The sequence below is a fragment of the Metabacillus indicus genome, assembly GCF_046603695.1.
GTDB lineage: Bacteria > Bacillota > Bacilli > Bacillales > Bacillaceae > Bacillus_P > Bacillus_P indicus.
This window is the reverse complement of the sequence record NZ_CP176757.1, coordinates 549543-569052: the sequence shown is the minus strand read 5'-3', so window position 1 is coordinate 569052 and position 19510 is coordinate 549543. Positions and strand designations below refer to the sequence as shown.

General features: G+C 39.7%; 14 protein-coding genes. 7 read left to right on the top strand and 7 right to left on the bottom strand.

Annotation, left to right across the window (positions count from 1 at the left end; translation table 11 throughout):
- Positions 1-58 precede the first annotated feature (58 nt).
- On the top strand, positions 59-241 hold the full coding sequence (locus ACK1LH_RS02955; RefSeq protein WP_029285923.1) for a YfhD family protein: 183 nt from the start codon (positions 59-61) through the stop codon (positions 239-241).
- A 437-nt stretch (positions 242-678) separates the two neighbouring features.
- On the opposite strand, the gene ACK1LH_RS02950 is transcribed toward ACK1LH_RS02955, so the two are convergent.
- Positions 679-1815: a DEAD/DEAH box helicase gene (locus tag ACK1LH_RS02950; protein ID WP_342826764.1), complete on the bottom strand. Its 1137-nt coding sequence runs from the start codon at positions 1813-1815 to the stop codon at positions 679-681.
- Between the two features lie 207 nt (positions 1816-2022).
- Between ACK1LH_RS02950 and ACK1LH_RS02945 the strand changes: the two genes are divergently transcribed.
- Genes ACK1LH_RS02945 through ACK1LH_RS02935 form a run of 3 tightly spaced genes read left to right on the top strand, consistent with a single transcriptional unit; the run spans position 2023 to position 5851 of the window.
- On the top strand, positions 2023-3729 hold the full coding sequence (locus ACK1LH_RS02945; protein WP_411334443.1) for a molecular chaperone HscC: 1707 nt from the start codon (positions 2023-2025) through the stop codon (positions 3727-3729).
- Positions 3726-5192, top strand: a complete 1467-nt coding sequence (locus tag ACK1LH_RS02940; protein ID WP_411334442.1) for a tetratricopeptide repeat protein — start codon at positions 3726-3728, stop codon at positions 5190-5192. The genes ACK1LH_RS02945 and ACK1LH_RS02940 overlap by 4 nt, the downstream gene beginning before the upstream one ends.
- 17 nt (positions 5193-5209) lie before the next feature.
- Positions 5210-5851, top strand: coding sequence for a DUF1266 domain-containing protein (locus ACK1LH_RS02935; RefSeq protein ID WP_029567084.1), 642 nt, complete (start codon positions 5210-5212; stop codon positions 5849-5851).
- A 51-nt stretch (positions 5852-5902) separates the two neighbouring features.
- Here the strand turns inward: ACK1LH_RS02935 and ACK1LH_RS02930 are convergent, their stop codons facing one another.
- Positions 5903-6286 carry a hypothetical protein gene (locus ACK1LH_RS02930; protein ID WP_411334441.1) on the bottom strand — a complete coding sequence of 128 codons (384 nt, stop codon included), beginning with the start codon at positions 6284-6286 and terminating at the stop codon, positions 5903-5905.
- 273 nt (positions 6287-6559) lie between these two features.
- Between ACK1LH_RS02930 and ACK1LH_RS02925 the strand changes: the two genes are divergently transcribed.
- Positions 6560-8302, top strand: a complete 1743-nt coding sequence (locus tag ACK1LH_RS02925) for an ABC transporter ATP-binding protein (protein WP_411334440.1) — start codon at positions 6560-6562, stop codon at positions 8300-8302.
- Between the two features lie 44 nt (positions 8303-8346).
- Here ACK1LH_RS02925 and ACK1LH_RS02920 read toward each other — a convergent pair whose 3' ends face one another.
- On the bottom strand, positions 8347-9135 hold the full coding sequence (locus tag ACK1LH_RS02920; RefSeq protein WP_411334439.1) for an alpha/beta fold hydrolase: 789 nt from the start codon (positions 9133-9135) through the stop codon (positions 8347-8349).
- Between the two features lie 381 nt (positions 9136-9516).
- Here ACK1LH_RS02920 and ACK1LH_RS02915 point away from each other — a divergent pair, with 381 nt between their 5' ends.
- Positions 9517-10014, top strand: a complete 498-nt coding sequence (locus ACK1LH_RS02915; protein WP_411334438.1) for a DinB family protein — start codon at positions 9517-9519, stop codon at positions 10012-10014.
- A 150-nt stretch (positions 10015-10164) separates the two neighbouring features.
- Here the strand turns inward: ACK1LH_RS02915 and map are convergent, their stop codons facing one another.
- Both map and ACK1LH_RS02905 read right to left on the bottom strand, forming a co-directional pair.
- Positions 10165-10905, bottom strand: coding sequence for a type I methionyl aminopeptidase (gene map / locus ACK1LH_RS02910; protein ID WP_411334437.1), 741 nt, complete (start codon positions 10903-10905; stop codon positions 10165-10167).
- A gap of 99 nt (positions 10906-11004) precedes the next feature.
- Positions 11005-11508, bottom strand: coding sequence for an AAA family ATPase (locus ACK1LH_RS02905; RefSeq protein ID WP_411334436.1), 504 nt, complete (start codon positions 11506-11508; stop codon positions 11005-11007).
- 380 nt (positions 11509-11888) lie between these two features.
- On the opposite strand from ACK1LH_RS02905, the gene ACK1LH_RS02900 reads away from it, so the two are divergent.
- Entirely contained in the window at positions 11889-12482 is a 594-nt protein-coding gene (locus ACK1LH_RS02900) for a hypothetical protein (RefSeq protein ID WP_411334435.1), read from the top strand.
- A 501-nt stretch (positions 12483-12983) separates the two neighbouring features.
- Here the strand turns inward: ACK1LH_RS02900 and dptH are convergent.
- Both dptH and dptG read right to left on the bottom strand, forming a co-directional pair.
- Entirely contained in the window at positions 12984-18158 is a 5175-nt protein-coding gene (dptH, locus tag ACK1LH_RS02895; protein WP_411334434.1) for a DNA phosphorothioation-dependent restriction protein DptH, read from the bottom strand.
- Entirely contained in the window at positions 18139-19509 is a 1371-nt protein-coding gene (gene dptG / locus ACK1LH_RS02890) for a DNA phosphorothioation-dependent restriction protein DptG (protein ID WP_411334433.1), read from the bottom strand. The genes dptH and dptG overlap by 20 nt, the downstream gene beginning before the upstream one ends.
- Between the last annotated feature and the right edge of the window lies 1 nt (position 19510).

Below are 19510 nucleotides of genomic sequence, written 5' to 3'. Positions count from 1 at the left end.
AAATAATCCACACTAAACAAGAACCTTGCGTTCAACTTTTTTTAGGGGGGCTTTTACCATGGGAAGAGCAAACAGCCAGCAGTCCAAAAACAAGAGCAACTTGCCTCAAGTACCGAAAAACTTAAAAAAAGAAGCTGACGGTGTTTACGAGGAATATTCAGCTGAACTCGCAGACAGTGCAGACAAAGAAGCTCAGGCTAGAGCAAAAGCTGCCGACCAGCGTCAGGGAAAATCATTATAGCAGAAAAAAATCAGCCAGTGATGGTTCTTCCGTCACTGGCTTTCAAATGGGGATAAAGTTATCCACACACCTGTTGATAATGTGAATAATATCTTTCCGGCATGAACATCCCCTCTATTCACCTTATTCCCACAGTCCACAGATTTCACGGAAAGTCTGTGTTTAAACTGTTGATAATGTGCATAAGTCGTGTAAACGCTTTACATTATTGTTTCGAAACGTAAATCATCTGTGGATATCTTCGTACATGCCTCTTTTATCCCATTGTGGATAATCATGAATAGTTTCTTAAAGATATACACACTTTAAAAATACATCCAAGATTGGCCCCATGATATGTGCAAAGCTGCCTTCCCGGCGGCTTTTTCTTTTTTATAGCTGTATAATGTAACATCAACTGAAAAAGCCCCGCACTAAGTGCAGGACCTTCACTTAACTCACTTTGAATCCACAACTTCCCCGTGGTAAAAACGCTTTTTGTGCAGCTCAATTTTGAGGTTGCGGCACAGTTGCTTTAATTCGCGTTCTTCACGTTCTGTCACGAGAGATACGACCGTTCCGCTGGCACCGTTTCTTCCCGTACGGCCTGAGCGGTGAACATATTGTTCAGACGTTTCCGGCAGGTCATAGTGGATAACGTGCGTCACACCTTCAATATCAAGGCCGCGTGCTGCGACATCTGTTGCAAGCAGCATGGAGATCTCCCCTGTTCGGAAGCTCTTCATCGCAAGTTCGCGCTCGCGCTTTGAAGAGTCGCCGTGCAGGATGCCGAGTTCAATGCCTTTGTACATCAGCTTTTCAGCAAGGACCGCTGCATTACCGATATCCTTTACGAATGCAATCGCTTTTGTCCCTTCCACTCTTGAAAGCTTTTGAAGAAGATCAATTTTGTCGCGCTGTTCTGATGGGAAATAAATATGTTCAACATCAGACTGAACGGCTTCTCCGCGGCTGATTTTAATCAGCTCCGGATTTTGCATCAGCTTTTTAGCTTCAGCTTCCGTTTTTTCAGGAAGAGTCGCCGAGAAAAGAAGAAGCTGTCTGTCTTTCAATGTTGTTTTAATGATGTTTTTGATGTTCGAAAGATGCTCCGGCTGCAGCAGCTGATCACCTTCATCAAGAACAATCGTCTTAACCTCGTGCATCTTGATTTTTTTCTGGTTGATCAGTTCATAAACACGTCCGGGTGTTCCGACGATAATCTGCGGGCGCTTCTTCAGCTTTTCAAGCTGTCTTTTCACATTGGCTCCGCCGATGAAGCTTGCGCCCAAGATTCCGCTCCCTGCTGACCACTTTTGAATTTCCTCATGGATCTGCATGACCAGTTCCCTTGAAGACGCCATGATCAGTGTCTGGATATTCTTGCTCTCAGGATTGATGCGCTGCAGGACAGGCAGCAAATAGGCAAGCGTTTTGCCTGTTCCCGTCGGCGATTCTGCAATCACGTCGCGTCCGTCCAGAATGGCAGGAACCGCCTTTTCCTGAATAGCTGTTGGAGTTGTATACGAAGCCTTTTCCCAGGCTTCCTTTAAAAATGGTTTTGCTTCTTCAAGCATTGACCATGTGCTGTTCATTTGTTTTCACCTTTTCGTATCTGAAGTCCGTCTTTCTTGAGAAAGACGCATTTTCTTATTATATACCATTTCGGCTGAGGGAAAAACAGCTCTTGTTCTTCCGCCTACAAGAATATCCTTAAAATTACCAGTTATTGTTTTAACTTTTCGTTTCCAGCTTATATAATAGACTCCATAAATAGAACTTTTCATAGAGGAGAGAACAGAATGACTGTCATTGGCATCGACCTGGGCACATCCAATAGTCTTGCAGCGTTTTGGTCTGAAGAAGGGCCAAAAATTATTCCAAATGTACTCGGCAGCAATTTGACTCCATCCATTGTCAGCATTGATGACAACGGCGAAATCCTCGTCGGCGAAATTGCAAAAGAGCGCCAGATTTCACATCCCCACCTCACAGCATCCGCTTTTAAGCGTTATATGGGCACGGCTAAAACCTATCATCTCGGAACCTATCATTTGTCTCCGGAGGAATTGTCCTCCTTTGTTCTTCAGTCTTTAAAAAGAGATGCAGAAACGTTTTTGAATGAAGAGATCACAAATGCGGTCATCAGTGTTCCGGCCTATTTTAATGACCAGCAGCGAAAAGCGACAAAGCGCGCAGCCGAGCTTGCAGGTCTTACGGTTGACCGTCTGATCAGCGAGCCGACAGCTGCAGCTATTGCATACGGCTTTCACAAGCAGAATGATGACACCCGCTTCCTCGTCTTTGACCTTGGCGGCGGAACGTTTGACGTATCGATTCTTGAGCTTTTTGAAGGAGTCATGGAGGTTAAATCTATTGCAGGAGACAATTTTCTCGGCGGCGAGGACTTTACGCACCTGCTCATGCACTATTTTTTGAACGACCACAAGCTTGCGGCAGATGACCTGGATGCACGGGCGCAATCTGTCCTGTTCAAGCAGGCGGAAACATGCAAACGGGAGCTTGGCAACCATCATCAGCGCGGCCGGATGGTGCTTCATCACAACGGTCAGGAGTATTCAACCAGCTTAGACAGGACTACTTTTGAAAAAATAGCCCAGCCTCTCGTGCTGAAACTTCGAAATCCAATCGAACGCGCACTGCGGGACGCCGACCTGCAGACAGACGAGATTGACGCTGTGATCCTGATTGGCGGAGCCACAAGACTTCCGATGATTAAAGGCATTGTCACAAAGATTTTCGGCAAGCTTCCCTTCCTGACGATTCATCCTGATGAAGCAGTAGTCCTTGGAACTGCCGTCCAGGTTGCGCTGAAAGAGCGGAATGAAGCCGTGGACGAACTCATCCTGACCGATGTGTGCCCTTATTCACTCGGAACAGATGTCGTGAAGCAGCATGATGCCGACTCCTACACGTCCGGCCATTTCCTTCCGATCATTGAGCGAAATACGCCGATTCCCGTCAGCAGAGTCGAACGCCTCTACACGATCAAGGACAACCAGGACCGGATTGTCATTGACATCTATCAGGGAGAAAGCAGACGCGTTGAAAATAACTTGAAAATCGGCGAACTGACCGTTCAGATTCCGAAGTCGCCTGCGGGAAAAGAAGCTGTCGATGTGCGCTATACATACGACATAAACGGCTTGCTTGAGGTTGAGGTCACAACCATCAGCACCGGCAGCAAACAAAACATGATGATTGAAAAAAATGCAGGAAGCATGACCCCTCTTGAAATGGAAAAAAGAATGGAAGAGCTGAAGGCTCTTAAAATTCATCCGAGAGACCGGACGGAAAACAGGCTCCTTCTCGCAAGGGGCGAACGGTTATATGAAGAAACACTTGGACGCGAACGGGAAGCTGCAGCCGCTGCCCTGGAACAGTTCGAGCACATCCTTGCGTCACAGGATGACCAGAAGATCCGCGCAGCCGCAGCGCGCTTAAAAGAGATCCTGGAAGAGATGGAAAACTGGAGCAGACAGCGATGAATTCAGCGTGGAAGATATTAGGCATCGAACCGACTGACGACATGACCGTTATTAAAAAAGCCTACTCGGCAAAGCTCAAAATTCATCACCCTGAAGACGATCCGGAAGGCTATCAGAGGCTGCGGGAGGCCTTTGACACCGTCAAAAAGGCATGGAAAAACCGAAACTTACGTCCTGCTGAAGAAAGAGCATATGAAGAGAGCGTACATGTACAAATGGAGGAGGAACCTGCCCCTCCCCTCCCGTCTCATTTCCCATTTTCAGAATGGCAGGAGACAGAAACAGATTCCCGCTCAACAATCGATTTGTTCATGGAGAAAGTGGAGCAGCTCTATGACCACTTCCCTTCCCGCATAAACAAGGAGAAATGGCTTGAACTCCTCAATGATGATGCATTGTGGGATATGGAGCAAAGAGATTATCTGAGTGAACGGCTCCTGTCCTTTCTCGAGCTGAATCCTTATCTCCCGGATTACATCTGGAAACTGCTTGAAGACACCTTCCAGTGGACTGACATGCTGAGGGAGGACCCGTATCTTCTCGGCGAAGAAGAAACCGAGGAATTTCTGCGTCGTCTCAAAGACAATACAGGGCTCTATCCATCGCTTTCTTATCAGCCACTTTTACATATCGAGGACATTCCCTATGATCTCTATCTGATGAATCGGGAAAAAGCCCTCGATGAACTCCTTGAAAACCGGCTGGAAGAAGCAGAAACCTATGTGAATACGGCCCTGTCTATTTTCCAGGATGATCCGCAGCTGCAGACAATTGCCGGAATGATTTATGAACGGAGCGGAAGATTTGAAGAAGCGGCTGATGCTTTTAAAAAAGCATGCGTGCTTCAGCCTGAAAACATCAAAAATCGAATGCTACTTGCACAGCTGCTATTTAAAACAGGAAAATATGAAGAGGCGGAACAAGCCTGCCTGAAAATCCTTTCTGACCACCCGGACCACCCGGATGCTCTCAGCCTTTTAGGCAGAATCTATTTTCAAAAAGAAGAATGGCAGAAAGCCCGTGAAACCTTTATGCACCTGGAGAGGATTCAGGGAAAAGATGCAGAGACCATTGTTTATCTGGCTAAAATCAATGATTTTCTGTTCCGAAACAGCTATAAGCGGAAGCCGCTGACGAAGAAGGAAATTAAGAAAGAGATCAGGCCTGATACGTTTAAAGATAAGCTGCGTATTTTTCTGTATTGCCACTTGAAATGGAGGATCTTTTTCGCTTTCATTTTTCTACTAGTGAGCCACAACAAACTGCAGGCTCTTGGCGGAGAGAATTGGTTTGATCATCCGATTCTTAAAGTCTTATACGCCGTCTATTCACTCTTTCAGTATATTAATTTATCACTCTATTTTGAGTACACCCTGATTCCGCTGTTCTGGTCAGTATTATGGATCTATTCTGTGATTACGATTTTGAGAGAGTGGAACCGCGTACGGAAAATGGTTTTATAGAAAGGAGGAGCATCTTTATGAACCGTAAACAGAAAAAATATATGAACACAATGGCACCACTGTGTATGATCGGCTATCCCACCTTCTATTACTCTCTCTTTCTGACAGATGTTCCGTTCAGCAAAAGCGCCGCCAAAAACCATCTGAAGCATTATGGGGTCACAGACAAAAATACTGCAAAGGACCTGCTGGAGTGGTTTTTAACAATAGGAAACAGGAGAGAATTTTACGTCCTTCAAAGCTCCCTTTTGTTCCTCACAGAGAATGAAGCCCAGGAGCTGATTTCCGGAGAGGAAGAAGAAGGACTGAAGGCAAAGCTCTCAGCCGTAAAAAAGTACATGCATCGCTTAAATGAACACAGCATCGGTGCACTTGATCTCTCCAACGCCCTTTTTATTGCAAAACACGCACAACAGAACGGCCTCCTTACTCAGGAAGAAGCGCAATACTACGAGCTCCGCGCAGTCAGACTTGCACAGACTATGTACACCAGCTGGCGTGAGTACCTGACAGCCTGCACAGCAGGAGCCGAATTCGTCCAAAAAAGCAAAGACCAACAGGAAAAATATCTGAATGCACAAAAAAGCACTCTGATTAAACTGATGGCCTCAAAGCACAGTCCGTTTAGGAAGATTGATTTTATGACCAGTTTTTCTTAATGAAGAAATAAAAGAAACCCGGGAATGCGTTCCCGGGTTTTGCTGTTGATTTCAGGATGAACACTCTTCCGTACGCATCCCCCTGGCTAAAATCCAGCCGTTTAACCCGTAAGAAGCTTCTACTTTATAGTACATATAACCTTTTTTCTTAATATGATTGGTCAATTCCTTTGCATTTCTATAACCCATCGGCCATCCATAGTCTTTTGATTCCTTCAGCAGCTCCTTATGATTCTCAGCAAAATCCTTGATATCACCTTCAGTAATGTCAAAAAGAATGCTGCCCGGCAGCTGGTTTTCAAAATGGTAAGCAAAGAAATCTTCAAACAGCAGATTAGCCTTGTTCCCCTTTTCATCCACTGCCTTTATTTCAATGTGCAAGTTTTCAAAATCAACTTGATAGGCAAGGATTTTGCTGTCGTGGATTGTGAACATGTTGGATTCTCCTTAATCAAATATGTTATGGGTAGGATTTGTTTTGTAGTTAGGAAAAACTGTTTTAAAACGATTACCGTTAATTTAATGAATTTTCTGTACTCAACAAAAAGATTTAGACTATAATTTTCTTATCAACCCTTAAGGAGGAATTTTCAATGAGAAAGATCATGAACAATACCGTACAAACATATAAGGGGGCAGCACTTCTTTAATTGTCACGGTGTACCCCCTTATATGTGTTCATTTAAATAACACATAAAGGGGTAAATCATGGATTTTCCAGTCAAAAAGTTTTTCTCTTATTATAAGCCGCATCTGAGATTATTTTTATCCATTTTGGCATGTGCTTTGATTGTATCGGCATTGTCTTTGGTATTTCCGCTGCTTGTACGGTATATCACCAAGGAAGTTTTGGCGGGAGACTTGTCAAATGCGATTCTGCAGGTGTATTGGGTTGGCGGGCTGATGCTCTTGGTTACCGCCGTTCAAAATATCGGAAACTATATCGTGGATTACAAAGGCCATGAACTTGGTGCCAGAATGGAAAGCAGCCTCCGCACCGAGCTGTTTGAACACATGCAGAAGCTTTCGTTCAGCTTTTATGATAAGGAAAAGACCGGTCAGCTCATGGCCAGAATTACAAACGACCTGCTTTGGCTGTCCGAGCTGTATCACCACGGACCTGAAGACTACTTAAAATATCTCGTCCGCTTTATCGGAGCCTTTTTCATCTTGTTCTTTATTAACGCGCCGCTGACGATTGTGATCTTCTGCTTTTTGCCTGTCCTTGGGTTCATCATCTTCTATTTCAATAAACTTGAAAACAAGGCGCTGATCCGAAACAAAGAAAGAATTGGAGATGTGAACGCTCAGGTGGAGGATAGTCTGGCCGGCATCCGGGTTGTGAAATCTTTTGCCAATGAGCAGGTAGAAATCGGGAAATTCACCCGTGAAAATAACCGTTTTCTTGAAAGCAGAATCAGCTTCTATAAGACAGAAGCCAACTTTTACAATGTCACCCAAACGTTCATCCAGCTGATTACGATCGCGGTCATCATCTTCGGAAGTTCAAGCATCGTAAATAAGACGTTGGATTTAGCCGACTTGATCACGTTTATGCTGTATATAAACTACATGCTCGAGCCGGTTCAAAAAATGGCCCAAATGAGCACGTTATTCCAGGAAGGAATCACAGGCTTCCAGCGCTTTACGGAAATCATGAAGCTGAAACCCACAATTGAAAATAGACCAGGTGCGGTTACACTGGGGAACGTGCGCGGCGAAATTGAGTTTAATAATGTTCAATTCCGGTACGAAGAAGACCTGAACAACGTCCTTAATCATTTGTCGCTGAAAATAAACCCCGGGGAATACGTTGCCCTGGTTGGCCCGTCAGGAGCAGGCAAAACAACATTTTGCTCTCTCATCCCCCGCTTTTATGATGTAAGCGCTGGTAAAGTGATGCTTGACGGGCTCGATGTGCGAACGATTGATTTAGCCTCATTAAGGAACAACATTGGGATCGTTCAGCAGGATGTTTATCTGTTTGCCGGGACAGTGATGGAAAATATCCGCTACGGAAACCCCGAAGCAAGTGATAATGAAATTATCGCTGCAGCCAGGAGCGCCAATGCCCACGACTTTATCATGAAACTGCCGGACGGCTATCAATCAGAAATCGGCCAGCGGGGTGTAAGACTTTCGGGCGGACAAAAGCAGCGGCTCAGCATCGCCCGCGTCTTCCTTAAAAATCCGCCAGTCCTGATTTTAGATGAGGCAACGAGCGCGCTTGATAACGAAAGTGAAAGCATCATCAAAGACTCACTGGAACTGCTCGCAAAAGGCCGAACAACCATCGTCATCGCCCACCGCCTCTCCACAATCCGGAACGCACACCGGATCATCGTTTTAACAGAAGAAGGTATTGCCGAAGAAGGAACACATGATGAACTGCTTGCAAGGCAAGGAGCTTATTCGCTTCTCTATTCAAAGCAGTTTGAACCAATTGTATAATTTTTTTGACCCGGTTCTTTTGAAGGAGCCGGGTTTTGTCATGATTAGTAATGCATTTTTAAAAACGCTGCAATATCTTGATTAATCTTCACCAAATGTTCTTCAGAAGGGAAATGCCCCATATCATAGCTCTTGAACGCCGTTAAATTCGGTATGATTTCTTTAGTCGCTTTATTCAAACTGCTTTCAGGAAAAAAGATATCTTTTGTCCCTGCTATTACTAAAGTTGGCGCGTTGTAATCTGACAGCTCTTCCCTGGTCGTTAATTTCGGCATTTCCTGTTCAAGGCGAATATATTTGAATACATCTCCAATAATCCTCTTATCCATTTCCTTCATACTATGATCTGACATTGTATCAGCAATCTTATCAAGGTGTCTTTGCGATGAAGTGCCATGAAATAAAACTAAAGGAAACAAGATTTTCTGAATCATTTTGGCTTTGGATCCCAAGCTTATCCCTGCAGGTGATACCAATACAGAACAGTCAATTTTATCCGGCATGAAGGCTGCCAACCTCATAATAATCCCTGCACCGTAGGAAGGGCCGACAAACGCGCTGCTGGCTATTTGAAAGTGGTCCATTAATTCTTTTATCCATAGGGCAAAGCTATTGTCCCTCGCTGAAATTCTGCCCTCACTGCTGTAGCCCGGATGACCAATTGTATCTGGCGCATACACTCTGTATTTTTCCGTGAGCGGCAAAAACCAGGATAACGTCATTGGATTGATGCAATTGCCGCCCTGGAAAACAAAAACAGGTTTTCCTTCCGGTGGTCCTGCTGCAAGCACATGCGTTTTACCATAGCTTGTATCAATATAAATCTGCTCCACATCAATATCGAATGACTTCAGATAGTTATCGTAATGCTGAGTGATCAGCCTTTTCCCATCCTTTTTATAGATGGTTCCTTTCCCCAAGTCTATCCCCCCTTATCTAGTTAAAACAACCTTATTGGAAAATTCTTATCATCTAAGTTTATCAGAGTAGGTATCTCACTATCTATTAGATTTGGTTTGATTTCTACATGATCATCTATCATATCTGGTTAGTTGTTTAAAAAAGCATGGGGCAGTCCGATTCACTTGCTATCAAATCAGCAGAATCATCGTGGGATTTAGGCGACATGTTGCAGGAATGTAAGTTGGATTAGCCGAATAGAAAAACTGTTGTTCCTTTAGTAGATTACCCTAATCAGTGAGGAGATGGGATGTATGCAAACGGTAACCAACCTTTTTTCAGATCAGTTCGACATGCATTGGCGAGAGAATGACTGGTTTGCATCCTTGGAGCAGGCGCTTGATGGAGTATCCGCGCCTGAAGCATCATGGACAGGTTCAGGAAAGAGCAATTCGATATGGCAGATTGTCAACCATTTGATTTATTGGAATGATGACGTCATTCACAGAATCAAGGGCACAGAAAACCCGCATAAAATAAAGGATAATGAAGAAACCTTTGCAGATCCCGGGGATCCGGAAGACGAATATGGCTGGGCCCAAACACTACAGCGCCTTGATGAAGTCATGAATCGATTCAAAACCGTCATCGCGGAACTAGATGACGAAAAGCTAAAAGCCCCCTATGCAGCGAACAGGCCCTCCATTGAGCGCTTAATCAGCAGTATTATGATGCATGATTCTTATCATATTGGACAAATTGTTTTGCTTCGGAAGTTACAATCTTCTTGGGGAGGGGTTGATTGGTCTTAGTGGGCTCCTGTTTAAATGTAAATGAAAAGAAGCAGGAACCTGTTAACGGGTTCCTGCTTCTTTTTTAGAACTAATTATAACGCACTCCATCAGGGTAACAGAGCTGCCATCATATTAGTTACCTTTTCTCAAAATTGCTTCTATCTAGCATTAAAGAGTTAAAATAATCGGCCAGTTCTTCGTCAGGATGATCGTATGTTCCAATTGAGCGACATAGCTCTTCTCCGTAGCAAAGGTCCAGCCGTCATCCAATTGGAACACTTCTTCTTCAGAGGTGGAGATAAACGGTTCGAAGGCGATGACCATTCCCTCCTTCAGTATCTCATCATCCCACGGGTCATTATAATTTAAAATATGGTCAGGGGCTTCGTGGATCTTACGTCCAATTCCGTGTCCTGTAAGGTTTTTGATAACCGTGAATCCATGCTGTCGCGCAGTTTCGAATACCGCTTTTCCAATTCTGCTTTTTTTGGAACCTGGCTTTGCTTTCTCAAGGCCCGCTTCAAAAGCTTTCTTTGCAGCTTCACATAATTTCGTTAAGACTTCTTCGCCTTTTCCCACGACAAATGAGATTCCCGTATCGGCAAAATAACCGTTCTTGGAAGCAGACACATCGATATTGACGAGATCCCCTTCCTGGATTACCCGGTCACCCGGAATCCCGTGTGCCACCTCTTCATTCACACTGATGCAAGTAAACCCGGGAAAATCATATTCACCTTTTGGTGCTGAAACGGCCCCTGCTTTTTCAAAAAGCTCCCCGGCCAACTCATCAAGCTCTTTCGTCGTAATGCCGGGAACCGTTTTTTGAACCAACTCATCCCGAATGGATGCGATAATCTTTCCGATTTCCTTTAAACCGTTGAAATCTTCTTCTGTCTTAGCAATCATTTTTTCTACCTCTTTTTCTTTTTCTTCTATAGGAGTCATTATTCCATTGTTTAATCGAAATTACCCGGAATATGCTTCAGGATCAGTCTGCCGGACCATCTACTCTTTAGATCCTCCACTAAATTCTAAAACATGTAAACCCTCAGAAGCATCTGGCTCTTCGAAGAAACTTGTGACATGGTGAAACACCGCTTCCGTATCAAAAACCGCCCGTTCGGGTTGTTCCTTACGTCTTTGAGCAATTTGGCGCAAGCACTGTTCGTCACTCAGGTTGAGATAAATTAGCTGGTGATCTGCATTGACCTCTTCAGCCAACATTAAAAACCATTTTCGCAGCTTTTTAGTGTTGGCCGGAAAGTCCATAACTACATCTGTACCAACACATAATATGTTTTGGACGTGCTTTTTCACCAGTGGCTTTAACTGAAGGGAAAATCGTTTGTAATCCTCAAATGATTCAATCTGATCGGGATAAAGAGATGAAAGCCATTCATCCTCTGAAAGCAGTACTGCGTGCTTATCTGCCGCAAGTCGTTTTGACTCAGTAGATTTTCCGGCACCCATTTTTCCGCAGAAGAAGTATAGGGTTCCTGGTTGGTTCAATTTTAATCCCGCCTTTATTAATAATTGTTAAACTTGTGCTGTTTAATTCATAGTTTCAGAAATAGGATTACATCAGAAAAAGAGTCAGACTTCATCAAATTACAATGTGCTACAGTGCCCTTCATTAATATCAAAAATATCTAATAGCAACTTTTATTAATAAGTAATTATATCAAAAACTAATCTTATACCTACACATTTCAATAAACAAAATAGGCAACTCCCCAAAGGTTAGTTGCCTCCTTTTAATGTAAATTGCACCATACACTCCACATGTACCGAGTCTATTCCATTAAAGAACAGGTTAATATAAAGGAACCGGACTATCTAGCGTCGAATTTAATTATATAAAACTAACTCTTTTATTAAAGGTGGGGCTTATGGGTAGAATTCCAATTAGACCAATTATTGAAGGTGGAAAAAAAGCTGGGAAAATAATTAATGAAAACCGCAAAGAAATTACGGCAGTAATAAGTTTATTGAGTGCTGGAGGAAAGGTAATAAAAGAAAATACTGTTAAGAAAAATGAATCAAACAAAACAGAAGAAAAATTGCATCATAGGAAAATGCGATATAATCAATATAATAAAATACTAAAGGAATTGGATACCCAAAACAGAAGCGAGCTTTTTCAATATATACTTGAAGTAGAACAATTTATTGAACAGATAAAAAATGAAGAAAATAAGGAATTGGGAATAAAAAAGCCTATTCATAAAAATAGAATTAAAAATTGGAATAATATTCTTACTCAAATTAAAGATAAAATGTATGCAAAAGATTATCTTGAATTTATTAAAATTTATAACAACCCAAATTATCATAGTGAATATTTTATAGGTTTTGAAGGCATTGTTGAGAAATTTAAAAAACTAAATAATCGAGAAAAATATGATGATTTATTGAAATATATTGCAGAAGTAACAAATAGGAGCTTTCAACAAATCAAAAAGGATTTTTCACTAACCGAATAAAATAATGTAAATTTACTCCTTTTCCAGGAAGGAATAATTGACCTATTAGTTTCGGACTTTTTTAGAGGACTAAAGATAATTAATGATACAAAACTGTAATAAAACCGTGAGACTTGTTTAATGAATGGGGGCTTATCTGGAAATATAAGTATTCTTTCTTGGAGTAAACATTGATCGATTGTAAATACTCGATAAATTCATTCTTCTGTAATTACGTACAACCCCCTCAAAAAACAGCACCAAATTCAGATACTCTTTTTCCATTCATATATCTCCTGATCCATTCATATACACTATCCAAATAACACCACATCATCTCAACGGTGATATGTGTTTCCAGCTTAAGTTTTTAAAAAAAATAGAGAGAAAATTACATTTCTCTCACTGTTAAGCACGGTACTGGCCTGGCAAAGTTCTCTTGCTGCAAAAATAGTAAAACCGTCTACTTGCTAACTTAAAAAAGGTATCCAACAGAAACTGCTGGATACCTTCTCATATAGTTTAAATACGATCTTTAAGAGGTGTGATGTTAACCACAGTAATTGCTGGATTAGACAACTCCCCATTTTCTTTTTCAACTGGCCCATGAACAATGCATTGACCTTTTTTCAATGTTGCAAGCTTATTTTCCCATTGTTTTTTATCAATAAGATCTTTTGATAGATTGTTTGCAATATGAGAAACTTCTTGTTCAGGAGGCGCAAAGTATATTTTTTGAGATGAATTCTGCAGTCTTGCAAGTTCATCTGCATCTAGTTGAGATTTCAAAAATTGTGTAGCATACCATGCCGACCAGCCAAATTTTCTTCCTTCAGTTAAAATCCTGGCTGATGGAGATTTTTCAGTATGATCTAAGTTTTGTGCTTCATCCATTATTACTGGCATTGGCTGATTTTTATTTCCATGTTTAATGGAATAATTCCATAAGTCCCACAAAACAAATTCTGTGATAATTAACTGTACATCTCTTGGGAATCCAGTTAGTTGGATAATAAATACTTCTCCATTACTCTCAATGACATCTTTCCAGTTTATCGTGTCTTCAACTTTAAACGGGTTCCGATCAATAAGAGGTCTGATCTGCGAAAGAGCAGTTTTGGAATAAGTGCTGCCATCTTCCTCCAACAAAATTTTCAGTTTAGGAAGGCTCATCTCTCCCTCATATTTCTCTAGACCGTTGAGTATCGCCTCATAAATAGCATTTAGCTGTTGTATTCCAAGTGATTTATAGACAGATGCAAAGACACTTTTTACTCTTTCTGCAACGTCCGTATTTGATTCAGGAAGCCGAATGCCGCCAATATCCCTAGTGTTTTTTTCAAATGGATTTATAGGCAGTTTTTCACTATAAACTATTTTTTGTTTTAGTTTATTTCCTACAGCAGTAACAAATTCGTTTTCTAACTGGTTTGGAAGAAACCCTTCCGTATAATCAATTATGATACTCGGAATTCCGAGCTTTGATTTTTCAAGTAGGATACACTGCATAAAATAGGTTTTTCCTTGACCGGATTTACCTGAAATCAGCAGATGCCTATTTGCTAAACCTGGATTACCATATTCCCAATAAATATCTCTATTGGAGTTTTCCGCTTTACCGATGAGGATCCGTGCATTTTCCAACTTCCGTTTTTCCTGTGTTTGTACTTCTTTCGTTTGACTATCTACAGGATCTTGCTCCTCAATATCTTCAGAAACATCGACCACTTCTATATCTTCTTTTTCCTCAATAATTTCTGGATCTTCTTTTTCCTCGATAATTTCTGTCACATCGTTAACTCTGCGATATTTATATGACAGCATATCCTCTTTAACAAAATCATTGTCATTCTTTTGAATCCATTTCCATAGACCTTCAATTGGCTGAACCAGACCTTCGTATCCATCAATCTCAGTTAAAGTTATCAATAATATATTTGAATCAATCTTGGCACTTCTATGATAGACATCTTTCTGAAACGAGAGAACAGCTCCTTCTCCAATAACAGATGCTAAAGCATTAGATACTTCGTAATCGTCTTTTAAAAGGAGTTCTATTTCACTTAGTGAAAAGTCATATCCTTTCTCATTCCAAAACTCACTTTGTTTAAGTTTCTTTGCATTGGATATGAGCAATTGTGCAAAGAAATTCCTATAAAATTTACCGGTAAAGGTATCCCCAACGTCTCCGGTTAAAGTATCTATAAAGAGGCTCTTAGTTTTATTTACCTGATGCTTTGCTTTTTCAATAACATCCAGTTTGTTGAAGCCGATCTTAACTTCTATTGGATAAAAGTGCATGAGCAGTTTCTCATCGTTTTTTTCTAATCCAATAAGAAGAAGGTCATCACTATGACTCCCTTTAACTCCAAGATTTTTGGCAGTGAATATCCCATCAGATTTACTCAAGCTAACAGCACCTGCTACTCGTAGTACTTCTTCCAGGGAGACGGGTACCCATGTGATATTTGGATGATCAAGATACGAAACAGCATATTTTATAGCAGAAATAATACTTAACTTTTCCCTATCATAGTGACCTTTACTGCCAATAATTCTTAATAGCCATTCACCATTAAATGTATTGAAGGCTTTAATCGTATTTAATACGTTCTCATCTGTTCCCTTTACTTCTTTCTTCTTTAGGAAGTCCTTAATTACACTATAATATTGGCCTGATTTATTCGTAACTGTAATCGCATCATAACGGCTAGAAGAAGAATACTGATCACTGTAATGAATAACAACAAGATTAGAATCTTGTTGATTGAAGTATTCTAAGTCAAAAGCTGGATCTATAAATGTAACCCAGTAGGATGCATCGTAAATTTTTCTTAAGTTCTTTTCATCCAATGAAGTTGTTCTTGAGAAGATGGCTTCACCTTTACGGTAACTATCACTACCACTATTGCGCATGTTCGCAGTCAGTTCGTTGGTGTAGTATGCTGCTTGTGCCAATAGATTACTATTATCAATCGGATAGGCTTTAATTCCAAAACCACTTTTATAGTTCTCTTCATCTTTCATGGATGGAACACTTGAGTACAGCCCCTCTAAAGCAAGCCCAGTTATCATCTCGCTCATTGGCTGAACAGCGTGTTTCTCCTGAGCTTCCATTTTATAGAATGAAATATGTGCGTATTTGTATTCAGCGTCTATATTTCTTTTAAAGAAGGACAAATTCTCTCTGATCTTTCTAAGAATATCCTCTTGGTCATATTCTTTCGTACGGATTGTTAGATTAAAAAGCTCCTTAACATCCTTAACAGTTTCTGCACGAGCATATAGGTCGAAAGCACTTTCTGATGCAACATCGTTATATAAGGTAACTTCAATGTTGGCTAGGTGATTTATTCCAACACGTTCAATTTCATCAATCATCCATTGAAGTAATCCACTTACTACTTCTCTATCATTAGAAATATTAATTATATTTAATTGAAGTGGAGCTCTTGAATTTTCAATAAATAGATAAGCAAAATGATCCTTAAATTGTGAAATTTTATCTTTGATCACCTTAGCTAAGTATTGACTAGCATCAGAGACTGTTACTTTACTCACCGGCTTAAATACCAGCCATTCCATTGCTGCTTGCTGATGATCTGGTTTATGTAGCTGCTCTTTGTCATCATATATGAATGGAAGTAAGGCGTCAGAGTTAAGCCTATTCAGAATGCTGTTATCCAAAATTTCTTGTTCCACAAGCTCATACATTTTCAATTTAAAGGCAACTACCAAAGGATGAAAAGGAGTTAAATAGAAATTATCATTTGTAACCAGTGTACCTAGTTTAAAAAGATCTGAACCTTTCTTTCCTGCAGCTGTTCCTTCCTTAAACGTTTTAATCTGATTAATATATTCTTGAACTAAATTTGTACCCAGTTGTCTATATTCTTCTGATACAAATGTAAGACTTGGGAGGGAATTTAACCTCTTAAAGTAATGAATAAATTGGTTATAGACATCGAGTAGCGAGGGATTCAAATTCAAGTATTGTGACTTAAGCTTATCGGATTCAAAAAAGCCTGCTTTAATTTCCTTTTGAACCCACTGTCTCTCCCATTCAAAAAATGTTTTATATTCTGAATGTAAGTAATACTCTCTATTTTCAAGTACAAGCCTGTTAGTTTCTTCAATCCATTCTACGTTTTTACCGGTTTCTCGAATAAGCTTCCATAATCTCTGACCAGTAATCGGCATAGATTCTGGAATTTCGTTTTTTAGCATCAGTGGGATAATCGCTTTTGGGACTTTCAAATTTAATTTTAGTTCTTCATTATCATCGAATGCTTCTACCATCGGAGTAACGATCACTTGCTCTTCTTCAAGTGAGTTTATATCCACCTGTTGGTTTTGACTATGAACTTCAATATTTTTTTTATTGAAGCCTTGTCCAAATGTAAGAGTATTTTCTTCGTACATCAACCCAATTCGTTCACTTATTGGATCAATACTATAAAACGATTTATACTTATCAAAAAAGACTGGTTCAATAGAAGGTACTACTGCAATTAAAAGTTCTGCACCGAGTTGAGATTTCTTATCGTGTTTATAAGTTATTCTAGTAAAAGTAACTTCATCTCTACTGCAATTGATAGTGGCGAAAATATTACTTTTTTTCACATCTATCTCAGTATGTTTTTTGAATTGATTTTGAATACTTAAATATTCTTTTGAAAGGCTTTTTACGTTTTTACTCAGTTCAAATTTGATATTAACTTGTATTTGCTCAATACTTTGTTGATTAAATATAAGAATATGTCGCTTCTTATTTCCTGCCGTAGTATCTTTATGAGCTCTGTTCCAGAATGTCAATCGATTAGAAACCTCTATTTCCTCTATTTCAATTCTCTTTTTCTTTTTATCATCATTAAAATCTTCATGCAATTTGAATACTCTCGGGAATAGGTTCTCACTCCATTGCTCAGCTAAAAGCTCTCTTGCACCTTCAGAAGTAAAGCGTTTTTCTAACTCGTCCTTACCAAGACCAAAGTCGTGTGTTTTTTTAACAAAATCATATAATTCTCTATTTTCAACTAATCTTCTTTTCAGATCCTTCCCTTTAAATTTATCCAGTTCCGGATCTTTAAAGAGGCCAAATTTATGGTATTCATTGTTATCAATGGAACCTTTTTGTAATGTAGTAAAAATATCTTCGAATTCGAATATTGTTATTTGCTGAAAAGCTTGTTCTTTCAGCAGATTTTCAAGATTATCCAATAAAACAATTTGATCAACTTTATCCATAACACTATTTTCAATTTCACTTTTTAGTTTATTAAAAAGTGATGAAGGATGTAATGGCATACCTTCTTTTTGTAAGTCGCTGCTTCCTCCTTGAATAGAATCAAGCTGCTCTGCCACTATGCTTAATAACGCGGTGTTTTGCCAAGGTCCTTCTTGCTCGCCAACCAAATTACGAAGAGTAACTAAAAAATCCGGCTTAACTTCTTCCGAAGTATTAGCAATGACAAGCTGCAGATCGTTGTAAGGGATAGAGAATGTTGTATATTTTTCTCCCAGCTCATGCTGATAATGAAAATGCTGGTTAGGTAACTCCATAAGTGCTTTTAACAGCGAAAATATTTCGGATTGATTATCCAATTGTAAGTAATATCGTTCTCCAGCTCTCATAGAAGATTTCATAAAAAATTCATTTAAAATAGAGGCTATATAATTATAAAATTGGTTTGACATACTGTGCATCACCACTATCACTTTTTTTGTCTAAAATATTCAGGTTGTCAAATAGTTTAACTATTTCCTTCTTAGAATACCTGTCAAGTGCTACTCCACGTTTTTCGTATTCAGCAAATAGTTGATTTAAAGGAATTCGTTCGTCTTTCACACATACGGCGGTTAATAATAATACAAAATCATGCTTTAAATTGAACACAGTCCCCAAGTTCCCTCGAACTTTCGTGAACTGATTATAACCAAGGTCTTCTATATTCCCTCCAAATTTTTCACTTACACCAGAGCTTGTACCTTCTCGCAAACAGTTAAACAATATTTTAAATGCCTCTGGAAGGGTCGAAGAATCATCATTAGTAGTTACTTTTGTAAATGGCAAGTTCTTGTAATCCTGTATCCAAGCTTTTAACTCATATAAAAAGGCATCCTCAAATTCTTTGCCTTTATCTGATATCATTTTATAAAGTTTTCCATAAGGAATAAACGCAAGATTACCAGATTCCCTTTCATTATTTAGTGCGTTATGACTTAAGTGTGAAATAGTGTGAATATGAGGAAATAAATTCTTTGATTGTTCTCGTACAAACTTGTATCCTTCAAATTCATCAGCAGCTTTTCTTCTCTTACTGAAAGCCTCCCAATCCAAACCGAAGTAAAATGGTTTAATATCGTCTGATGAGCCGTTAGTAAAACGACTAAACATAGTAATTACCTGCACGGCATACATAAATGTATAAAAGTGTGTTAGTAAAGGGAATGAGCCTAAAAAGTATTCTTTATGTTTACTAAGAAAAATAAGATCTTCCTGGTAATTTTTAATTAATGGAGGAAACAACAACTCATACTGCTGATCTTTCCTTTTGGATTCTTTTAAAGGTTCTAATTGACTGAGAATTAATTCGGTTAAGATGTTGTCAGAAGTTTTGTCTAAAAATATATCCTTAATTTGTTGATTGCCTTGCGATAAAGTATCACTCATAAATTGAGCGTATTTCTTAAACTCATTGCTGTTCTTATCATCCACTTTTAAGTAATTAAATAAATAAGAATGGATAGGTTTAATTTCTTCATGTTCGAATAAATACTGACTTATAAATCTTTTAAAATCATGTTCGGCAACAAATTCTTTAAAGTTTACATGCTCTGCCATTTGAGCACCTTGAATTTCCTTATTAGTTAATTGTAAGGAATTTATATTTCGAACGTACTCGCCAAGAACCTTGTTAAAATTATCTCGCACTGCTCTTGTTCTTTTTGAAAGAAAAGGCAATACGTCAACTACCTTTCCCACATCATGCTTTTTTTTATCTTCTAAGTGATTTTTTAAAAACCCTCTATCAAGAGTTTCCGCCATA